Source organism: Ferrimonas kyonanensis DSM 18153 (genome assembly GCF_000425405.1).
GTDB lineage: Bacteria > Pseudomonadota > Gammaproteobacteria > Enterobacterales > Shewanellaceae > Ferrimonas > Ferrimonas kyonanensis.
This window is the reverse complement of the sequence record NZ_KE384368.1, coordinates 1-15,553: the sequence shown is the minus strand read 5'-3', so window position 1 is coordinate 15,553 and position 15,553 is coordinate 1. Positions and strand designations below refer to the sequence as shown.

The 15,553-nt window shown below is 56.8% G+C and carries 16 protein-coding genes; 12 read left to right on the top strand and 4 right to left on the bottom strand.

Annotation, left to right across the window (positions count from 1 at the left end; all coding sequences use genetic code 11):
* Positions 1-160 precede the first annotated feature (160 nt).
* Together H598_RS0120675 and H598_RS0120670 are read right to left on the bottom strand one after the other, a co-directional pair.
* Entirely contained in the window at positions 161-772 is a 612-nt protein-coding gene (locus H598_RS0120675; RefSeq protein ID WP_028114707.1) for a GNAT family N-acetyltransferase, read from the bottom strand.
* Positions 773-1,013: 241 nt separating this feature from the next.
* Complete coding sequence (locus H598_RS0120670; protein ID WP_028114706.1) at positions 1,014-2,498, bottom strand: methyl-accepting chemotaxis protein; 1,485 nt, start codon at positions 2,496-2,498, stop codon at positions 1,014-1,016.
* A gap of 131 nt (positions 2,499-2,629) precedes the next feature.
* On the opposite strand from H598_RS0120670, the gene H598_RS0120665 reads away from it, so the two are divergent.
* The 7 genes from H598_RS0120665 to H598_RS0120635 all read left to right on the top strand — a co-directional run bounded on the left by H598_RS0120665 (position 2,630) and on the right by H598_RS0120635 (position 8,988).
* Positions 2,630-3,574: an NAD(P)H-quinone oxidoreductase gene (locus H598_RS0120665; protein ID WP_028114705.1), complete on the top strand. Its 945-nt coding sequence runs from the start codon at positions 2,630-2,632 to the stop codon at positions 3,572-3,574.
* A 113-nt stretch (positions 3,575-3,687) separates the two neighbouring features.
* The gene (gene pheS, locus H598_RS0120660) at positions 3,688-4,671 is read left to right on the top strand and encodes a phenylalanine--tRNA ligase subunit alpha (RefSeq protein WP_028114704.1); all 984 of its coding nucleotides are present in this window, start codon (positions 3,688-3,690) and stop codon (positions 4,669-4,671) included.
* A 10-nt stretch (positions 4,672-4,681) separates the two neighbouring features.
* A complete protein-coding gene (gene pheT / locus H598_RS0120655) occupies positions 4,682-7,069 on the top strand; it encodes a phenylalanine--tRNA ligase subunit beta (protein WP_028114703.1) in 2,388 nt (795 codons plus the stop codon).
* 4 nt (positions 7,070-7,073) lie between these two features.
* Positions 7,074-7,379, top strand: a complete 306-nt coding sequence (locus tag H598_RS0120650; RefSeq protein ID WP_028114702.1) for an integration host factor subunit alpha — start codon at positions 7,074-7,076, stop codon at positions 7,377-7,379.
* Between the two features lie 95 nt (positions 7,380-7,474).
* Positions 7,475-8,188, top strand: coding sequence for an SGNH/GDSL hydrolase family protein (locus H598_RS0120645; protein WP_028114701.1), 714 nt, complete (start codon positions 7,475-7,477; stop codon positions 8,186-8,188).
* A gap of 3 nt (positions 8,189-8,191) precedes the next feature.
* Positions 8,192-8,539 carry a VOC family protein gene (locus H598_RS0120640; protein ID WP_028114700.1) on the top strand — a complete coding sequence of 116 codons (348 nt, stop codon included), beginning with the start codon at positions 8,192-8,194 and terminating at the stop codon, positions 8,537-8,539.
* A complete protein-coding gene (locus tag H598_RS0120635) occupies positions 8,536-8,988 on the top strand; it encodes a hypothetical protein (protein ID WP_028114699.1) in 453 nt (150 codons plus the stop codon). Before H598_RS0120640 ends, H598_RS0120635 begins: the two co-directional genes overlap by 4 nt.
* Here H598_RS0120635 and H598_RS0120630 read toward each other — a convergent pair.
* Positions 8,985-10,754, bottom strand: a complete 1,770-nt coding sequence (locus H598_RS0120630) for a sensor domain-containing diguanylate cyclase (RefSeq protein WP_028114698.1) — start codon at positions 10,752-10,754, stop codon at positions 8,985-8,987. The two genes, H598_RS0120635 and H598_RS0120630, sit on opposite strands and share 4 nt — an antisense overlap.
* 177 nt (positions 10,755-10,931) lie before the next feature.
* Here H598_RS0120630 and H598_RS0120625 point away from each other — a divergent pair, with 177 nt between their 5' ends.
* Positions 10,932-11,408, top strand: coding sequence for a GNAT family N-acetyltransferase (locus H598_RS0120625; RefSeq protein WP_028114697.1), 477 nt, complete (start codon positions 10,932-10,934; stop codon positions 11,406-11,408).
* A gap of 3 nt (positions 11,409-11,411) precedes the next feature.
* Here H598_RS0120625 and H598_RS0120620 read toward each other — a convergent pair whose 3' ends face one another.
* Positions 11,412-11,843, bottom strand: a complete 432-nt coding sequence (locus tag H598_RS0120620; protein ID WP_028114696.1) for a nucleotide triphosphate diphosphatase NUDT15 — start codon at positions 11,841-11,843, stop codon at positions 11,412-11,414.
* 129 nt (positions 11,844-11,972) lie between these two features.
* On the opposite strand from H598_RS0120620, the gene H598_RS0120615 reads away from it, so the two are divergent.
* From H598_RS0120615 to H598_RS25145, 4 genes are all read left to right on the top strand, one after another.
* The gene (locus tag H598_RS0120615) at positions 11,973-12,398 is read left to right on the top strand and encodes an OsmC family protein (protein ID WP_028114695.1); all 426 of its coding nucleotides are present in this window, start codon (positions 11,973-11,975) and stop codon (positions 12,396-12,398) included.
* Positions 12,399-12,598: 200 nt separating this feature from the next.
* Positions 12,599-13,555 (top strand): lauroyl-Kdo(2)-lipid IV(A) myristoyltransferase, encoded by a 957-nt coding sequence (gene lpxM, locus H598_RS0120610; RefSeq protein ID WP_028114694.1) that lies wholly within the window; start codon positions 12,599-12,601, stop codon positions 13,553-13,555.
* A gap of 163 nt (positions 13,556-13,718) precedes the next feature.
* On the top strand, positions 13,719-14,666 hold the full coding sequence (lpxM, locus tag H598_RS0120605; protein ID WP_028114693.1) for a lauroyl-Kdo(2)-lipid IV(A) myristoyltransferase: 948 nt from the start codon (positions 13,719-13,721) through the stop codon (positions 14,664-14,666).
* 658 nt (positions 14,667-15,324) lie between these two features.
* Positions 15,325-15,553: IS110 family transposase (locus tag H598_RS25145; RefSeq protein ID WP_169629323.1), on the top strand; the 229-nt coding region annotated here is incomplete at its 3' end.

Below are 15,553 nucleotides of genomic sequence, written 5' to 3'. Positions count from 1 at the left end.
CGGACGCCATCTGGCTTACGGTTTCCTTAATACTCGAATCCACCTTCCGTCGTGCCCGCGGACGCGGGTACCCAGTGTCTTTTCTTGGGGGAAATACCCAAGCCGCGTGCCCTCGCATTTGCCAGGGTGACACGGTGTGAGTGTGGTGGCAGGCGCGTGGTTATACCGCCTGATGCATGGCGCCAATGGAGGTCTGGTAGCTGACACTGTTGACCTGGGAGGGCTCCTGACTGATGTCCAGAGTGACGGTGAATTCCCCTTCGTCGTACAACATCTCGCAGGGGTAACCCTGATTTTTCAGTAGCCTGAGCATCGGGTGGTTTTCACTGTGCACCAGAGCGATCACTTGGTCTACGCCCCACAAATGACCGGTTTTAAATAACTCAGACACCAATACGCTGCCAATGCCACGATTCTGGCAATCATCCACCACCAGACAGGAAAGCTCTGCCACTTTGGATTGAGGGGTAGCGCGAATCAGGCGCCCGGCGGCCACCATGCGTTGTTCGGGCCCGAGGGTAATGACGAACGCCAGTTGCAGATCGAAGTCCACGGTGGTGTAGCGGGCGATATCTTCCAGTGATGGGGCATCGATCACTCGAAAGAACCGCATGTACAGAGTGCGGGGGGACAAAGTGGGGTAGATGTCCAGCATCTGGTATTTATCGTCGGGCCGAATGGCACGCAGCGCCACTTCGGTGCCGGAGTGGGTTTGCAGGAGCGTGTGATAGCGGCTTGCTTCATCTGCGCTAAGGGCAGCCGGGTTCAGCATCGTATCTGATCTTCCTACGTCGAGTGGGGGTCAACAGGAGACTCGGAGATGGGAACCACCGGTCTCTCATTGTACAAAGGTCATACCTTTGTCTGATTTAGCGCCAGTTTACCAGCATCAATATGGGAAAGGATAGGGGGACAGTGGTCTGTTCTCTAGCCACAATGGTGAAAAAGATCGCAAAAATGAATCAGCCTCGTCGATGACGAGGCTGATATCGGTTTGGAATTACTGATGATGTTTAGGTACGCAGACCAGAGAGGCGCTCTTTAAGGTCATCGGCAGTTCGAGTGAGCTCATTGCAACCGGCGGTTGACTCCTGAGCGGCCATCTCCACTTCATGAGATTGGTTGCGAACCTGAGTCAGGTTGGCGGCGATCTCGTTGGCAACGGCGGTCTGCTGCTCAGCCGCAGTAGCGATCTGGGCACTCATGCTATTAACCCGGTCCGAATGTTCGGTGATCTTCTGTAGATCCTCGCCGGTCTTACTGATGAGACTGCGGCCGGACTCGGCCATGGTGACGGTGCTGGCCATCACCTGCTCCAGGCTCTGGGTCCCGGTTTGCAGCTCTTCGATCATCTTCTGAATCTCGACGGTGGCGTCCTGAGTGCGTGCAGCCAAAGTACGAACCTCATCGGCAACCACCGCAAAGCCGCGACCCTGCTCTCCGGCTCGAGCCGCTTCAATGGCGGCATTCAGGGCCAGCAGATTGGTCTGCTCGGAGATGCCATTGATGGTGGTGACGACCTCATCAATTTTGGCGGCGTTGCTGTGTACCTGATTGACGGCGGCGGAAGCGTTGTGGACGTCACTGACCAGTGCCTCAATGGCGGTCACGGTATCCTGAATGTTCTTATGGCCATGCTGAGACTGCTCATTGGCCTGACGGGTCTCATCGGCGGTGTGCTCGGCGTGGGTCGCCACCTCCTTCACCGTGGCGGTCATCTCTTCCATGGCCGAGGCCAGGCTGTCCAGGTGTTCACGTTGGCCAATGGCCATGTCGTTGGAGGTCTGGCTCTGGTTCAGCACCTGATGAGCCGAGGCGTTAATGTTATCGGAGATCACCCTCAGGGTATTGACCACATTGCGGCGGGTGGCGATGAGGGCATCGATGGAGTTTGCCAGGGGACGAAAGTCATCCCGGCCGGGGGCAAAGTCGAGGCTCACGGTCAGATCGTTGGCACAGGCCTTGGCCATCACTTCGCGCATGAAGTCCATGGAACCGATAACAAAACGACGAACCACCACGGCCCAGGTGGTACAAAAGGCCGCCACGAAGACTATCAGAATCAGTGGCAGTTTGAAGATGCGGATCAGTTCCTCATTGACACTGAAGCTGTCGTTGACCACCACCATCTGATCGGAGCCAATTAAGGCGGCAGTTCGCACCTGGTTGCCGTTGACCAGGGGTTTGCCTGACCGGGCCGCTTGTGCCAGTGTGTAGTCACTGTTTTGCGCCATTAGCCTGACATCGCCCAGATTTGACAGCGCCTGTTGCCGGGCATCGACCGGCAAGGCGGTCAGAACCTTGGCAATATGGTCAGCTTGCTGAAGTTGCTCCTGCTGATGAGCGTGCACCAACTCGGTTTCAACCGAGCTGAGTACGGCACCGGCCACTAGCAGAAATCCCAGCAGTGGGAACACCGCCAGCAGAGCGAACTTTGCACGAAGAGAGAGGCTGATCAGTAGACGATCCAGCCAACCAAGGGTATTAGAGTCAGACATGTATGCTCTCAAAAGCAGTAAATACAACAACTTCCAAATGATATCGAACCCTGGTGAATTCCCTTTAGGGATTCTGACGGGTTTGGTGATGTGGATCACAAACATTCCTCATTCATGATCGGGAGTCGCTAATGAAAGCGATAACAATTGGGCCGACAGGTCAGTTAGTCACCAAAGAGGTGCCGCCACTGGCTGCCCCCGACCACTGGCCCCTGATTCGGGTTAAAGCCAGTGGCATCAATCGGGCCGATCTGCTGCAGCGCGCCGGTCAGTATCCGCCCCCTCCGGGGGCCAGTGATATCCTGGGTCTGGAGGTGGCGGGGGAGATCGCCTTTGATTGCGGTCCTTGGCGCCGTGGCCAACGAGTGATGGCACTGCTGGATGGTGGAGGCTATGCGTCTGAGGTCCGGGTGCCACCGGGCCAGGTGATGGCGCTGGCGGACACCTTGAGCTTTGAACAAGGGGCGGCCATTCCTGAGGCGTTTTTAACTGCGTATCAGGCGCTGTTTGCTCTGGCTGGACTTCGGGCCGGAGAGACGGTGCTGATTCATGCCGGCGCCTCCGGGGTGGGCAGTGCCGCCATTCAATTGGCTCATCATGCCGATGCCACGGTGGTGGTGACCTGCTCCAGCGAGGCAAAGGCCGAATACTGTCGCCAACTGGGGGCACATCAGGCCATAAACTACTGCAGCGGCCCCTGGCCACAAGCCTGTCCCGGCGTCGATGTGGTCGTGGATGTTGTCGGCGGTGACTATTTGAAGGGCAATCTCAAGGTGATGAATCGAGATGCCAGGCTGGTGAGCCTGTCGATGCTCGGCGGTCGCTATGGCGAACTGGACTTTGCGCCGTTGCTGAGTAAACGAATTACCCTGATGGGGTCGACACTGCGAAACCGAAGTGAGGCTTATAAAGCCAACTTAATCAGTGATTTTGAAGCCGAGTTTGGTGCTGCACTGGCGGAGGGTGAGCTGAGGGCAACTGTGGACAGCGTCTACCCCTGGAGCCAGGTGGAAACCGCCCACCAGCGGATGACAGCCAATCAAAATTGCGGAAAACTGCTGTTAAGCCGGGAATAGTGCCGTTTTGCCGATAAATAGCGGTTTAGCTTGGGTCGACAATGCAGTACAATTTACCGTTTTCACGGAAACTCTCCCCCCTTATTCGCGGTTGGTACAGAGAAAAAACAATCATGCAGCAATTAGCAGAAATTGTCGCTAAAGGTTTGGCTGCGGTAGACGCCGCCAGCGACCTGAAGGCGCTTGACGAAATCCGGGTACAATTCCTGGGCAAGAAGGGCGAAATTACCGCTCTGATGAAATCACTGGGTTCTCTGTCCGCAGAGGAGCGCCCTAAGGCGGGCCAGGCGATCAACGAAGGCAAACAGCAGGTACAACGCGCCCTGCATGCCCGCATTGAATCCCTGCAAACCGAAGCCCTGAACGCCAAGTTGGCGGAAGAGGCCATCGACGTAACGGCGCCGGGCCGAAAACTGGCCGCTGGCGGTCTGCACCCGGTGACCCGTACCATCGAGCGTATTGAACAGTTTTTTGCTGAGATCGGTTTCTCTGTGAGCACCGGTCCGGAGGTGGAAGACAACTTCCACAACTTCGATGCCCTGAACATTCCGGCCCATCACCCGGCCCGAGCAGAGCACGATACTTTCTTCTTTAATCCTGAGCTGATGTTGCGTACTCACACCAGTGGTGTGCAGATCCGTACCATGGAGAAGCAGCAGCCGCCGATCCGCATCATTTGCCCGGGCCGAGTATACCGAAACGATTACGATCAGACTCACACGCCGATGTTCCATCAGGTAGAAGGCCTGGTTGTGGCGGAAAAAGTCAGCTTCGCTGAACTGAAAGGGGTGCTGCATCAATTCCTGCGTAACTTCTTTGAAGAAGATCTGCAGGTGCGTTTCCGTCCCTCTTACTTCCCCTTCACCGAACCTTCCGCGGAAGTGGACGTGATGGGCAAGAACGGTAAATGGCTGGAGGTACTGGGTTGCGGCATGGTGCACCCGAATGTACTGACCGCAGTCGGCATCGATCCGGAGAAGTACTCTGGCTTTGCTTTTGGTATGGGTGTAGAACGCCTGACCATGTTGCGCTATGGCGTTAACGACCTGCGTTCGTTCTTCGAGAACGACCTGCGTTTCCTGAAACAGTTCCAGTAAGAGGCCGACAATGAAATTCAGTGAATCCTGGTTGCGTGAGTGGGTAAGCCCTGCCATCTCGACCAACGAGCTTTCCGAACAGATCTCCATGGCCGGCCTGGAAGTGGACGGTGTAGAAGCGGTTGCCGGTGAGTTTTCCGGTGTGGTAGTCGGGGAAGTGGTTGAATGCGGCCAGCATCCCGATGCCGATAAGCTGCGTGTAACTAAGGTTAATGTCGGCGGCGATGAGCTGTTGGACATCGTCTGTGGCGCGCCAAATTGCCGCCAGGGCCTGAAAGTGGCCGTGGCCGTGGTGGGCGCCGTCCTGCCGGGTAACTTCAAGATTAAAAAGGCCAAGCTCCGTGGCCAGCCGTCCCACGGCATGCTGTGCTCTTTCTCTGAGCTGGGCATCGACGTGGAAAGCGATGGCATTCTGGAACTGCCGGCAGATGCCGTTATCGGTACCGATTTCCGTGAGTTCTTGAACCTGGATGACAGCATCATCGAGGTGGATCTGACCGCCAACCGCGCCGACTGTTTCGGCCTGTCTGGCCTGGCTCGTGAAGTGGGCGTACTCAATCGTCTGCCGGTCACCGAGCCACAGGTGAGCCCGGTGGCTCCAAGCATTGATGATCGCGTGACCATCAAGGTCGAGGCGCCGGAGCAGTGTCCGCGTTATCTGGGCCGGGTCATTAAAAACGTTAATGTGAAAGCGCCGACGCCGCTGTGGATGCAGGAAAAACTGCGCCGTGGTGGTATCCGCTCTATCGACGCCATCGTCGACATCACCGGTTACGTGATGTTGGAGCTGGGTCAGCCGATGCACGCTTTTGATCTGGACACCCTTAACGGCGACGTCCAGGTGCGTCTGGCCAAAGAGGGGGATGAACTGACCCTGCTGGACGGCAGTGAATGCAAACCCAACAGCGATACCCTGTTGATTGCCGATGACAAGGGGCCTCTGGCTCTGGCGGGGATCTTCGGTGGTGAGCACAGCGGCGTGAATGGCGAGACTCAAAACGTGTTGCTGGAGTGTGCCTTCTTTGCACCACTGGCGATTCTGGGCCGTTCCCGTGCCTACGGACTGCACACCGATGCCTCGCACCGTTACGAGCGCGGGGTGGATCCTCAGCTTCAGGCCAAGGCGATGGAACGTGCTACGGCACTGTTGGTTGAGATTTGTGGTGGTGAAGTGGGCCCGGTTGTGGAAGCGGTGTCTGAACAGCATCTGCCTCAGGCGGCCACCATTACCCTGCGTCGCGAGAAGCTGGACAACCTGCTGGGTCACCACATCGGTGATGACGACGTGGCAGAAATTCTGACTCGTCTGGGCTGTGATGTCAGCGTGGTCGACGGCGGATGGCAGGCTAAAGCGCCAAGCTGGCGTTTTGATATGGCCATCGAGCAAGACCTCATTGAAGAGGTGGCGCGCATCTACGGCTACAACAGCATCCCTAACCTGGCCCCGGTGGCTACCCTGGAAATGCCAGAGCACCGTGAAGCCGATCTGTCTCTGAAACGAGTTCGTTCTCTGTTTGTGGATCGCGGTTACCAGGAAGCGATCACCTACAGCTTCGTGGATCCTAAGCTGCAAGAGCGCCTGCATCCAGGGGTTGAGCCTCTGGTGCTGCCGAACCCAATTTCCTCTGAGATGTCGGCCATGCGTCTGTCTCTGTGGACGGGTTTGTTGGGCTCTGTTGCCTATAACCAAGCCCGTCAGCAGTCGCGGGTGCGCCTGTTTGAAACCGGGTTGCGCTTTATTCCCGACGAGCAGGCTGAAAACGGCATTCGTCAGGAAGTGATGGTGGCCGGTGTGATTGCCGGGCAGGCAAGCGACGAGCATTGGGAGATGCCCGCTCGCGCTGTCGACTTCTACGACCTAAAAGGTGACGTAGAAGCGATGCTGGCCCTGACCAATGACGCCGATGCCTTCAGCTTCCGCAGCACCAGCAATCCGGCTCTGCACCCGGGGCAGAGCGCTGAAATTGTCAAAGCCGGCAAGGTGGTGGGCCTGATTGGTGCCATTCACCCTCAGCATGAAAAGAAACTGGGTCTTAACGGCCGTACCCTGGTGTTCGAGATCGAACAAGCGGCTATCGCCGACAGCCAGGTACCCGAAGCCAGCGCCATTTCCAAGTTCACCGCCAGCCGTCGTGACATCGCCATCGTGGTTGATGAGGCTATCGGCGCGGGAGATGTAACAAGCTTGATCAAGAAAATTGGCGTAAAACAACTGGTTGGCGTAAACTTATTCGATGTATACCGAGGAAAGGGAATTGAGGAAGGCCAAAAGAGCCTTGCCATCGCCCTGACCTTGCAAGACGTCGAGCGTACGCTGGAAGAACAAGACATCGCCGACGCTGTTGATACCATCGTTGCTTCTCTTGCCAAAGAGTTCAACGCTCAGTTGAGGGACTGATATCATGGCCTTAACCAAAGCCGAAATGGCAGAACACCTGACCGAAACTCTCGGCATTCACAAAAAAGATGCCAAGGATCTGGTAGAGGCGTATTTCGAGGAAATCCGCTTGGCACTGGAAAGTGGCGAACAAGTGAAACTGTCGGGTTTTGGTAACTTCGAACTCAGGGACAAAAACCAACGCCCGGGGCGCAACCCAAAGACCGGACAAGACATTCCGATCAGTGCGCGCCGAGTGGTGACCTTTCGTCCAGGGCAAAAATTAAAAGCCAGAGTCGAAGACTTGGAGTTGGATTCGGCTGACGCCTGATCCGTTCATACCAAAGTTAAAACCCAGCCGTGATGGCTGGGTTTTTTTGTATATGATAGAGAGATAGTAGCCCATAGGTTTGAAAGGAATCGATCATGAGGTATCTACTGGCCACCACGGTGCTGTGGCCATTGTTGCTGTATCAGGGCATACAGGTGCGGCGTAATATCGTGCGATTGCCGGAAGCCAGGGGCCGTCGTTGTGGCGAACTGGGGCTGGGGCGGCCGTTGAGGATTTTGGTGCTGGGAGACTCCGCCGCCGCCGGTGTTGGCGTCGACCAGCAGCAGCGAGCGTTGAGCGGTCAGTTGATGGCTCGGTTGCAAGACCAGTATCAGCTGCAGTGGCGATTGATTGCCCGCAGTGGTCTCACCACCGCCAAGATGCTGCGCTACATGAGTAAGCGCCGGGCGGAACCCTTCGATGTGGTGGTAACCTCTCTGGGCGTCAATGACGTTACTCGAGGAGTATCTCGACGTCGTTGGCTTCGGCAGCAACAGACTCTGGTGCAGTTGCTTCGGGACAAATACCAGTGCAAACAGGTGATCGTATCGGCGATGCCGCCGTTGGGTCAGTTTCCGGCGCTGCCTCAGCCGCTGCGCTGGACCTTGGGGCAGCACGCGCTGAGCCTGGACGGCAGTCTGAAGCAGTGGCTGGCGCAGCAACCTGATTGCGATCGCATCGAATTTTCACAGGCGCTTCGAGGCGAGGTGATGGCCGCCGATGGCTTTCACCCCGGAGCGCCGGTCTATCAACACTGGGCGGAGACCGTGGCCGCCTGCATTCGCAGCCGATGGCTGATACAGGAGTAACCGGTGGCAGAAACCATCAACTACATCGAGTTTGCCAGTGCCGATCTGGACGCCAGCAAGGGCTTCTTCGAGGCGGCGTTTGGCTGGCCATTTCAGGACTACGGCCCGGATTACAGCGCTTTTACCACTCCGGAGCTCAGTGGCGGGCTATTTTATAATCCCAAGGTGGCCACCACGGCGGACGGTGCGCCACTGCTGGTACTGCACAGCAGCGATCTCGGTGCCAGCCTTGATCGGGTTCGGGCCGCCGGTGGCCGGATTGTAAAACCCATTTTTGAGTTTCCCGGGGGGCGTCGGTTCCACTTTGTGGAGCCAGGAGGTAATGAGTTGGCGATTTGGAGCGAATCATGAGGTCTCTGTGTTGGCTGTTGTTGTTGGGGCTGGGAGGCTGTCAGAGTGCGTCGGTTCCGGATTGTGAGCCTACCCCCTCACCACTGCACCAGATCGAAGGAGAGCTGGTGCAGGTGCCCTCTAAAGGCTATGTGCAGATGCTGGCCGCCCGCGGTGACCTCAATGGCGATGGTAATGCCGATCTGGTGGATATCGTGCGCTTCGATGGTGGTGGCAGCGGCAGCTTCTATTACCTGTCCGCCAACCTGGCTCAGGGCTGTGACTGGTTGCCGCGGGAATCGGTGTTTCTCGGTGATCGCATTGGCCTGGATGGGCTGAGCGTGATCGCCGGTGAAGTGCGAGTGTCAATGCGGGTACGTGGTGACGATGAGCCGATGGCAACCCCCGCTCACATCGTGATCGAGCGCCGTTTCCGGCTGACGGAGCAGGGACTGGTGGCGGTGGATTAGGCCAGGGTTTGTATCTGGTTGCCGCCGGCGGACTTGGCTTGCTGCAGAGCCAGGTTGATTCGGTTCAGGGTCTGGTGCAGGGTAAAGCCGGGCTGATGGCAGCTGACTCCCAGGCTGGCCGAGCAATGGTCACCGTGGGTAAAGTGGGTCTGACCAATCATGGCGTACAGCTTAATGGCGGCCACCTTGGCTTCCTGCAACTCGGTGTCGGGCAGAATCACCATAAAGGTCCCTCCCTGCCAGCGGCCGACGATGTCGGTTCGGCGGGTGTGGGTGGCCAGCAGTTGGGCGATCTCCGCTACCACTTCATCGCCCACCAGTCGGCCATGTCGTTCGTTAATCTTCCTCAGTTGATCGATGTCCACCAAGATTAGCGAAAACTGGTGTTGAGCGCGTTGGGCATGGGCCAGTTCCCGGGCCAGCAGGGTGTCCATCTGGTAGCGATTGGGCAGCTGAGTCAGCTTGTCGACGATGGTCACTTCCTGTAATTCGTCACTGGTCTGTTGCAGCTCTGCGGTGACGGCATCGACAAAGTGCACCAGCCGCTCGATGATGCGAATGTGCTGATTGGCGTAGGGGTCGTCCATCGCCGCATCGATGCTGGATGGTTCGGATTGCAGAGGAGGGCGGCGGTGATTGGATTTTGCTCCCTCCCTCATTCCGATGGCCACCATGGTGGAGTTGAGAAACTCCACCTGACCGCGTTCGGCAAAAAACTCGCCATAGGTATAGAAACCAAAGGTGGGTGCCATGCTCTGAAACGGCAGCGTTTCCAGTTCCACATCGTCTTGCATCAGGAAGCGGCGACAACCGCAGCTGTAGAGAAACACTGCCTGTGGACCAAATTGAGCCATGCTACGGTGCACCTGCTGCGCATCGCGAATGATCAATTTGGGATCGCCGTAGCCGAGTCGTAGCTTTTCACCCTGTCGAATGTCGGCGATGAACTCGATGGAGCGATCCCGGGCGACGCCGACCGGTACTCGAGCGATGAGTTGCTGATTGCGCTGAATCATCAGCGGGAATTCCAGCGAGTTCAGGTAAAAGTTGTCGTCGTTGGCGATGTTCAGGTAGCGGGAAAGCACCTCAAAAGCCGGGCGGTTGTCGATCAGTTTCAGGGAACGATTTTTGACCTCGGTGGCGGTCATGGTTTTGCTCAGCGGTCGCCAGCCTAAATAGGTGTGGCGACTCAGGTGCAGATTTCGGCCACAAAACACCACCGCGACCACACCGCTGTCCAGGCAACGTCCCTGATGCATCAACAACGATTGACTCATGGTGCCGTAGTCGGCGGCGCCGCCGCCAAACACCGGAAACGGCAATGGGGTTCGGTTCAACTCGGCCAGTATATCATTGGCGTCCACTGAGATGGTGGTTGCCAGCAGCAGCACGCCAGCCACGTGTTCAAACTGATCCAGTTGACTGCGCAGCTGGCGGCCGATGCCGTGTTCTTCGCCCCGTTGACAGGGCAGGCTGAGGCTGTATACGTCGCTGTCTTCAAACAGGGTGAATCCGACCACGGTGTGGCCGGTCAGGGTTCGGCCCTGCTGAATCTCACCGGTGGTGGATGCGCCAACCAGTTGCGCTGCGGGAAAACGTTCGATCAGGGCGGCGGTGATGTCTCGACACCAGGAGCTGTCCTGGCTGGCACTGTATAGCTGAATCAGCATGGCATGGGCCGCGTCTGCGGCCTGATGCAGCTCCGGCGCGTCGAGCAGCCTAGTCAGCGCCTGATTGTCCTCAAGGGCGTAGGAAAGCTGTTTCATCCTAGAGTCTGTGCACCTGTATCGTTTTTGTGTGATCCGCCCAGGGGTGAATCCGGCTCATTTGCTGTACGTCTCATTGCCATTCTTACAAATTTGCCAACTGAATAGAATGGATGGTAAGAAAAGAGCGGGAACTTTATTCTGTTTTGTGAGCTTCACTCAGATTAGGGCAGGGTCATGAAAATTCGCAAGATTTCACCGCAAGATGACCAGCAGATTGCTGAAATAATACGAGAGGTGCTGACGGAGTTTGGCGCCAATCGCCCAGGGTTCGCCTGGCAGGATCCGGAACTGGATCGCCTCAGCGAGGTGTACACCGGTCGCCGCAGTGGTTATTGGGTGGCGGAGCTTGAGGGGACGGTTGTGGGGGGCGTTGGCATCGCGCCGTTTGAGTGCCATTGGCCGTCAACCTGCGAACTGCAGAAGATGTATCTGAAACCGAGTTGCCGCGGCAAAGGGGTGGGACAGGCGTTGTTGGCTCAGGCGCTGGCGTTTGCCGAGGAAGCGGGCTTCCACCACTGTTATCTGGAGACCTTTGGTCCCATGAGTCAGGCCCAAAACCTGTATCGTCGCCATGGTTTTGAGGCACTGGATGGCCCCTGGGGCAACAGCGGCCACAACAGTTGTGACTGCTGGATGATGAAAGCCCTTTAAGATTCAGAGTTCGCTCTGTGGCAGGTAGTGGCTGCCACTGAGGTAGCAAGCGATGCTCTGTTCACTGGCATCAAAATGGGGTTGTGGCAACTGGGTCGGGTCGACCCATTGCCAGCCTTCGCACTTGTCCGGCTCGCAATTCACCGGCGTGTCTCCGCCATGTCGCGCCACCAACACCACCGACACAAAATGCTGTCCCTCTTCACGGTAGGTGCGCAGGTTGTTGGTGATGGCAATGACCCGGGGATCCGCAATGCTCAGGCCGGTTTCCTCCTTCACTTCGCGTATCGCCGTTTGCTCAAAGGTTTCTCCCAGTTCCAGATGGCCACCAGGAATGGAGTAATAGGGGGCGTGGCTGCCTTTACGTTTACCAATTAGAATCTTACCATCGTCTCGATGGATAATGACGCCGATGCCGACCTTAGGATGTGTCATGGGGTTACTTCAGGTGATCCGGGCCACAAAGGATCACTCACACTAGCGATAAAGTCAAAGGCAGACTTGCACCCGCTCCGGGCTTGGCATAGCATAGTTAAGATTTTTCTAATGTAAGGGTTTGTAGCCATGGCTGACAAGATTTACCACGTGCGTTCCTCTATGACTGAGGGTTGGAAAGTAACGGCTCAGGTTCGAGACCATACTCTGGTCATCGATCAGCCCAGCGGTGGCAACGAGGGGGCCAACCCATTGGAGACGTTTCTGTTCTCATTGGCCGGATGCATCTCCACCATCGGCAAGATGGTGGCTCGGGAAGAGAAGTTTGAGTTACGCGGCATCGAGGTGGACGTTAAAGCCGTTCTCAACCCTGCTGGCTTGGTGGGTAAAGAGAGCGATGATCCTGTTGGGTTTAAGTCGTTTGAAGTGGTGGCGGACATCGATGCCGACCTCAGTGACGAGCAGAAGCAGCAGTTTCTCGATAAAACCTGCCATCGTTGTCCGATTCACGACAACTTGCTGCGGGCGACCGTGGTGGAGCATCGTCCTGCGTAACCGATTTTCACCAATGAATTAAGTTTTTCTACACTGGCGTAACGCCAAACGCTTAAGGACTCTGCTATAATTCGTCGTCCGATTTAAAGTCGATAAAGGGCCGGTTCAGTGAACCCGTGGTTCACTGATCACTTTGGCCGGTGACCGCCCTCAAACTCAGGGTTTGGGGCGGTCAAGCAATAAGACAGGCGAGAAACTGAGTGACCAGCGCAAAACATCCCACCGATTTTCAACACCGGCCGCAATTTGGCTGGCGATTCCTTCACCCCCGCTATTTGGGCGTCTGGCTGTTTGTGGTCATTGCCGCCGTGTTGGCGTTGTTTCCTTACCGGGTTCGAGATGCCGTCGGGGGCAGCATTGGCTACCTGTTTGGCCGTGGGTTGCCTAAGACTCGTCATCGCGCCGAGGTGAATCTGAGGTTGTGTTTCCCGCAGTGGGATCAGGCTCAGCGGGATCGAGTGCTGGATCAGATGTATCGGCACATCGGCATGTCATTGATGGCCAGTGCGACGTTGTTGGTGCGCAGTGAACGTTACCTGCAGCGCCATGTAGAGTTGATCGGTGAAGAGCACCTGATGCCGTATCTTCAGAGCGGCCAACCGGTGATCTTTATGGTGCCCCACACCTGGTTTATCGATTTTCCCGGCGTGTTGCTGGCATCACGGGGTTACCCAATGACCACCATGGTTAACCCGCAAAAAAACGAGTTGGTGGACTACCTGATGCAAAAGTGTCGCAGCCGTTATGGTGGCAAAGTGTTTGGGCGCGGCGCGGGGATCAAGCGGTTGCTGGATGCCATTCGCGAAGGCCACAGCGCTTACTATCTGCCGGATCAGGATCATGGCATGAAACGCAGCCAGTATGTGCCGTTCTTCGCCACCCATAAAGCCACCTTACCCGGCTTGGGGAAGATGGTGGATGCCACAGGCGCTGTGGTGATTCCCATGGTGGCCAGCTACGATGCCCGCCGAGGTAAATTTCAGGGGATCATCCGCCCGCCGATGACCGATCTTCCCTCCGGCGATGCCGCTTACGATGCCCGTCGAATGAATGAAGAGATTGAAGCGTTGATCACCCCGAGGCCAGAGCAATACATGTGGATTCTTAAGGTGTTGAAAAGTCGTCCCGACGGCGAGCCGGATCCTTACCGTCGCTGACCTGGGCTGACACACTGCTGACATTGGCCTGTGACAAGGGCCCGAAGTGGACAAACAACCACCATCCTGTCCGCCAACCGCTGTTACAGCGGGGGTAATCGTTGTGAGTCTGGCGGGGTTCAGGTAAGGTGAACGCGGTTACACGGACAGCGATCGCGGTAAAATGTCAACGACTCTTTCTTCCAATCAGCCTTATGAGGTTGAGTTTTCAGCTCGAATGTTAGCGCCCAGGTACTGGCCCTCTTGGCTGGCGGTGGCATTGATGTGCCTGTTTGCCTTTGTGCCGCACTCGGTGCGCCATTGGTTGGCAAAAGGGCTGACTCCGCTCGTAAAGCCGTTTTGTAAAAAACCGATTCGCATCGCCCGAGTGAACCTGAAAGCCTGTTTCCCGCACATGAGCGAAGCGGATACCGTGCGCATCATCGACAACATGATCTACAGCTTTGTGTCGGTGGGCATGGGCATGGGAATTTTGGCGTTTCGCTCTCGCAAGGTGCTCGAGAAACGAATTCAGATTCAGGGGCTGGAGCACATCGAAGCGGCTCGCGCCGCAGGTAAGCCCATTGTTTTTCTGGTGCCACACCTGTGGGGCATCGAGTACGCCGGTGCCCGCTTGTCCAGTTGGGGGCTGCCGATGATGGGAATGGTGAAGCACCACCGTAATCCGGTGTTTAACTGGTTCAGTTGTCGTCAGCGCTGTCGCTTTGGCGGTACCGTATATCATCGAGACGCTGGCCTGCGCACTCTGGTTCAGGGGTTGCGTCGTGGTGAGAGTTTCTTCTACCTGCCGGATCAGGACCACGGTGCGGCGAAGAGCATTTTTGCCGACTTTTTTGCCACCTCAAAAGCCACGCTGCCGGTTATTGGTCGACTGGCTAACTGTGGCGGCGCCGAGGTGTTGCCTCTGACCGTTGGCATCGACCAGCGCCGCGGACAGATGACCGTAGAGGTGTTTGAGGCGCTGGATTTGACCCAGACCTGCTGCAAAGAGGAGGAGGCGGTGCTGTTAAACCAGCAACTGGAGCGTCTCATCGCCTGTCACCCAGAGCAGTACATGTGGTTCCTGAAGGTACTGAAAACCCGCCCCGAAGGGGAAGCGCGCTGGTACTAGCCGGGTTCAGTTCGTTGTCGTCTTACTCTTAATCTCCCTTCGCCGTGCCCGCGAACGCGGGTACCCAGCGTCTGCACCTTTGGTCATTCTTGCGCAGGCGAGAATCCAGTGCCTTTCTCAAGGTTAAAATCAAAGCCACTGGGCCCTCGCGTCCGCAAGGGCGACAATTCCTCTTCTGTCTTACCCGTGAAGGCGGGTATCCAGTGTCTTTCTCGAGGTTAAAACCAAAGCCACTGGGCCCTCGCGTTCGCAAGGGCGACACGAGCAGGGTGGGGCAGTTGTGATTGCTTGAGGGGGACGCCATCGAGGTTGCGGTTTCCCTCGCACCCTAATCAACCCTCAGTCGTGCCCGCGAACGCGGGTACCCAGCGTCTGTGCCGTTGTCATTGTTGCGCAGGCGAGAATCCAGTGCCTTTCTCGAGGTTAAAATCAAAGTCACTGGGCCCTCGCGTTCGCAAGGGCGACACGGGAAGGGTGGGCAGTTGTGATTGCTTGAGGGGGGCGCCATCGAGGTTGCGGTTTCCCTCGCACCCTAATCAACCCTCAGTCGTGCCCGCGAACGCGGGTATCCAGTGATGTGATGGACGCCCCCCTACGATACGGCGTCAAATGCGCCAGAATTAAGTTGCGAAACATAATTCCCAGAGGAGCGTCCATCATGTCTATTAAAGCCATTGGAATCGATTTAGCCAAGAGTGTTTTTCAGGTATGTGTTCTGCAGGAGGATGGTTCAATCCTATGGAACCGCAAGGTCAAAAGGGAGAAGTTGCTTCATACCCTGCGCAACTTTCCTGCTAAAACGTTGGTGGCCATGGAGTCTTGTGCCCGCTCCCACTATTGGGGAAGGCGGCTTGAGCAGGCTGGCTATCAGGTGAAGCTCATCCCCG